The sequence below is a fragment of the Marinospirillum sp. genome (assembly GCF_014859565.1).
Map to the genome: position 1 here is coordinate 1 of NZ_JACUUA010000253.1, position 4330 is coordinate 4330.

3 protein-coding genes are annotated in these 4330 nt (G+C 52.5%); all 3 read left to right on the forward strand.

Annotated elements, in window-relative coordinates:
• The first annotated feature begins 342 nt into the window (after positions 1-342).
• From IBX50_RS17675 to IBX50_RS17685, 3 genes are read left to right on the forward strand one after another with little or no spacing between them, the layout of a single operon-like run.
• Positions 343-1263 (forward strand): MurR/RpiR family transcriptional regulator, encoded by a 921-nt coding sequence (locus IBX50_RS17675; protein WP_292257617.1) that lies wholly within the window; start codon positions 343-345, stop codon positions 1261-1263.
• Complete coding sequence (locus IBX50_RS17680; protein WP_292257618.1) at positions 1253-2059, forward strand: enoyl-CoA hydratase/isomerase family protein; 807 nt, start codon at positions 1253-1255, stop codon at positions 2057-2059. The genes IBX50_RS17675 and IBX50_RS17680 overlap by 11 nt, the downstream gene beginning before the upstream one ends.
• A gap of 10 nt (positions 2060-2069) precedes the next feature.
• Entirely contained in the window at positions 2070-4268 is a 2199-nt protein-coding gene (locus tag IBX50_RS17685) for an acetate--CoA ligase family protein (RefSeq protein WP_292257620.1), read from the forward strand.
• Positions 4269-4330: the final 62 nt, after the last annotated feature.

Consider the following 4330-nt stretch of genomic DNA (forward strand, 5'->3'; position numbering starts at 1 on the left):
TGATCTGGTGCCTGCACGCCTGATCACTGCCTGGGTGGATGAGCAGGGTGTGCGAGTCACCTTCCGCTCACTGGCCGAAGCCCCCCGCAACCTGTTGCTGACCAACAAAAACTGATTTGCATATTTTGAGCCGAAAGCAAAAGATTGCCTTTTCTTTCGGCTTAGCCGGTTATTTATACCGTTATCTTAATTATTGATTAACCCAGCAGCACCTCATTTGTACCTAGGTTGACCCCATAAAAAGAAAATATTTGCATTTTACTTTATTGGTGCAAATATAATTGCGTTTCAGGTATTGTTTGATTAAACTTAAGTCAAATACTGCTGCTGAGTGATCCTGCCGTGACCCCCAGAACCTTGTCACCTCAAACCCTGGAAGAATTAAAGCGCCGTTTGCAGAAGCTGAATACCCCGGACAGTGATCTGAAGCTGGGTAAAAGAGCCATGGCAGCGCTGACACAAATGATGGATAACCCCAGTCAGGTGGCGGTGGCATCCATCTCGACACTGGCGGAAGAATCGCATGTGAATGCCTCAACACTGAGTCGCTTGGTGCGCAAGCTGGGTTTTGAGAATTTTGCTGAATTCCAACTGTTGTTTCGTAAACATCTGGCACGCTCCAGCAAAACCAGTTTTTACAGTGATCTGGCTGGTCAGTTGTTGGATGATGATGAGCTGGATGGTGTAACGGCAGCATCATTGAGCCTGATGACTCAGGTGGCCGAAGAAGAAACCAATAATATCGCCCAGATGTTAAAAAGTCTGGATATCGGTTCGCTGGAGCAAACCGTAGAGTTGCTGGCGACTGCACCCAGAGTCCGTGTATATGGGTTGCGTCAGGCGCATACCGTTGCCAATTTTCTGGCTTATGCTCTGGGTCTGTTGCGTCCGGATGTCAGCTTGCTGGGTAACCCTCATCACGGTGTGGCACATGGCCTGACTGAGTTAACCGAAAACGATGTGCTGGTAGTGATTGGTGCCTCTCCCTACACCCGTGGCACGGTGGCTGCAGCCAGAATTGCAGCCAATCATGGCATGAAGGTGATTGCCATTACCGACTCCCATGGTTCACCACTGGCTGCAGAAGCCACACTGACTTTTGTGGCACCCACCAATGGCACCTGGTACAGCAACTCCATGGCTGCTTTTCTGGTATTTATTGAAGGGTTAATGGCAATGCTGGCCGGGCGACTGGGACGGCGTGGTTTATCCAGCCTCAAGCGGCATGAACAGTTGATTGATGAGGTGAATCATGAACTCTGATGCAGATAACACTGTGCTGGCAGACCTGCGCGAAGGGGGTGTGTTGTGGATCACGCTGAACCGGCCTGAGCGACTGAATGCCGTCAGTAAACCTCTGTATGACCGTTTATGCTGGTTGCTGGATCAGGCAGAACAAAACCCTGATGTTCGGGTGGTGGTGCTGACTGGTGCCGGTCGGGCTTTTTGTGTGGGGGCGGATATGAAAGCCCACGCGGAAGGCACACGCACGGCTTTTGAAAAACGTGAATACCTGCGGGGTGAACAGGAAGTCTGCCGTCGGTTGTTTGAGCTGCGTAAACCGGTGGTAGCCGCTGTGAACGGTTATGCCCTGGGTGCCGGTGCTGAACTGGCACTGGCGGCCGATTTTATGCTGATGCAGTCCACTGCCATCTGGGGTCTGCCGGAAACCAGTATCGGAGCCTTTATTGGTGGCGGAGTGTCCTGGTTATTACCCGCGCGTGTAGGGCTGACTAAAGCCAAAGAGCTGGTGATGCTGGGTGAACGAATCAATGGTGTGCAGGCACTGTCCATCGGTCTGGCGCAGCGGTGTTTTGAGGCAGTAGAACCACAGGATTTTCAGCAGCAGGTTCAGGCTTTTGCCCTGCAGCTGGCAAGCAAGGCACCGATTTCCATGATGCTGGCTAAACAGCAGTTAAATCGTGCCGGACAGCAGAATTTTGAAGATGCCTTAACGGCAGAACTGGAAGGAATGATGTTCTGTACCACCACTCGCGACTGGCAGGAAGGGGTGGATGCCTTTGCTGCAAAGCGTACCCCTGTATTCACCGGTTTGTGAGGAGCACCCCATGAGTTTGTTATCCAGTTTGTATCCCAATGCGCTGATGGTGGTGGGTGCTTCTGCTGATCCGTCCAAGCGTGGTTTTCAGTCGGTTCGTGCTTTGTTGCGTGATGGTTTTAAGGGTGCCATTTATCCGGTCAATCCTCGCCTGAATGAAGTGCTGGGTCTGACCTGTTATCCGGATATCTCGGATGTACCGGGATGCCCCGAGCTGGTACTGATCTGTACTCCGGCAGCCAGCCTGCCGCAGGTGCTGCAGAGCTGCGGCTTAAAAGGTGTTAAAACGGCGGTGGTACTGGCCAGTGGTTTTGCTGAATCGGGTGCCGAAGGTGAAGCACTGCAACAGCAAAGTGTGTTAATGGCAAAAACCTACGGAATACGCTTGATTGGCCCGAATACATCCGGTGTGTTTAATACCCATGCCGGTATGAATCTGGTGGGTTTTTCTGATCTCAAGGCCGGGCCGCTGGGGATTTTGTCTCAGTCCGGCAATATGGCTTTATCACTGGTGACGGAAGGCAGCAATCAGCTGCATTCCGGTTTCAGCAGTTACATCGGTGTGGGTAATGCCGCTGATCTGGGCTTCCACGATTATCTGGATTATTTTGCTGCGGATCAGGGTACCGGGGCACTGGTGGCTTATATGGAAGGTCTGGATGACGGTCGGGCGTTTTTGCAGGCGGCACGGCGTTTCACGGCACAAAAACCGCTGGTGTTGTATAAATCCGGCAAATCTGAATCCGGGCAAAAGGCCGCTAAATCCCATACTGGTGCACTGGCGGGCAGTTATCAGGTGGCTAAAGGGGTGATGCGTCAGGCGGGTGTGGTGCTGGTGGATCAACCGGATTACCTGCTGCCGGTTGCTGAGGCCTTAGCGACCCAGCCTTTGCCCAGAGGGCGTCGAGTAGCCGTGCTGGCTGATGGTGGTGGTCATGCCACCATTGCTGCTGATGCACTGGATCAGTTGGGTTTACAACTGGCTGAGCTGGATATTGCTACTCAGACAGGTTTAAAAGCCTTGTTGCCCAAAGGCGCAGCAGTCACCAATCCGGTGGATGTGGCCGGTGGCACCGACAGTGATCCAATGAACTTTGCCCGTTGTGCTCGGTTGTTGTTAAACGATTCTGGTGTGGATCTGTTGCTGATGGTGGGATTGTTCGGCGGTTATGCGCTGCGTTTTGATGCCAGCCTTGCAGAGCTGGAGCAACATACCGCCTTGCAGCTGACTGAGCTGGCAAAAACTGCAGGTAAGCCTTTACTGGTGCATAGCCTGTATGCCCTGAACAAACCTGCGCCTTTAAAACAACTGGTGGAAGGTGGTATTCCTGTATATGCCAGTGTGGAAACAGCTGTTGCTGCCTTGCGTGCTCTGACAGATTACAGTGCTTATCGGCAGCGAAATCAGGCAGACGACCTGTTGACCGGTCGAGGTGAGTCTAGCCTGAGGGTTGATCGTTTGCTGGCATCAGTGCGTGCTGATGGACGAACTGCGTTGCTGGAACCTGAAGCCAAACAGTTGTTATCTGCTTTTGAGGTGCCATTACCTGCAGAGGTCTGGGTTCAGGATCAACAACAACTGCAGGATCTGCCGGAAGAATGGTTACAGCAACCGTTGGCCATGAAGGTTGTTTCGCGTGATGTTTTGCACAAATCTGATGCCGGTGGGGTGCTGCTGAATCTTGTAGGGCTGCCTGCTTTGCAACAGGGTTGGCAGTCTATACAGGCTGCGGTTTTATCCCATCACCCAGAAGCACGTTTGCAGGGTGTACTGCTTTGCCCTATGGCAAATGCCCGAGGTACAGAAGTGATTCTGGGTGTCACCGAAGATGCCCAGTATGGTCACTTGTTGATGTTTGGTCTGGGCGGCATTTTTGTGGAAGTGCTGAAGGACGTGGTGTTTCGTGCTTTACCACTGTCTCGCTCTGATGCCTGGGATATGCTGGCAGGTATCCAGTCTGCCAAGGTGCTGGAAGGTGTCAGAGGTCAGCCACCGGTTGATAAAGAAGCACTGGTTGAGTTATTGCTGAAGGTTTCAGCGCTGCTGGCTGCCCATCCGGAAATCAGTGAGTTGGATCTCAATCCGGTGCGTTGTTACCGTGAAGGTTATGCAGTGCTGGATGCCCGTGTATTACTGGCACGTCCGAGCTCTGGAGTTGCTGAAATGCAGGAAGCTGATCGGGTGGTGGTATCACCCTGTTTGCATTGATGATTGAGTAAGGTTTGTTGTTATGGCCAGGGCAGGGCTGGCAGGTAGTTTTCCGGTGCAAC

What these genes read in the sequence shown, in the direction of transcription:
- IBX50_RS17680 (WP_292257618.1), top strand. Translation starts at nt 1,253, where the DNA reads ATGAACTCTGATGCAGATAACACTGTGCTGGCAGACCTGCGCGAAGGG.
- IBX50_RS17685 (WP_292257620.1), top strand. Translation starts at nt 2,070, where the DNA reads ATGAGTTTGTTATCCAGTTTGTATCCCAATGCGCTGATGGTGGTGGGT.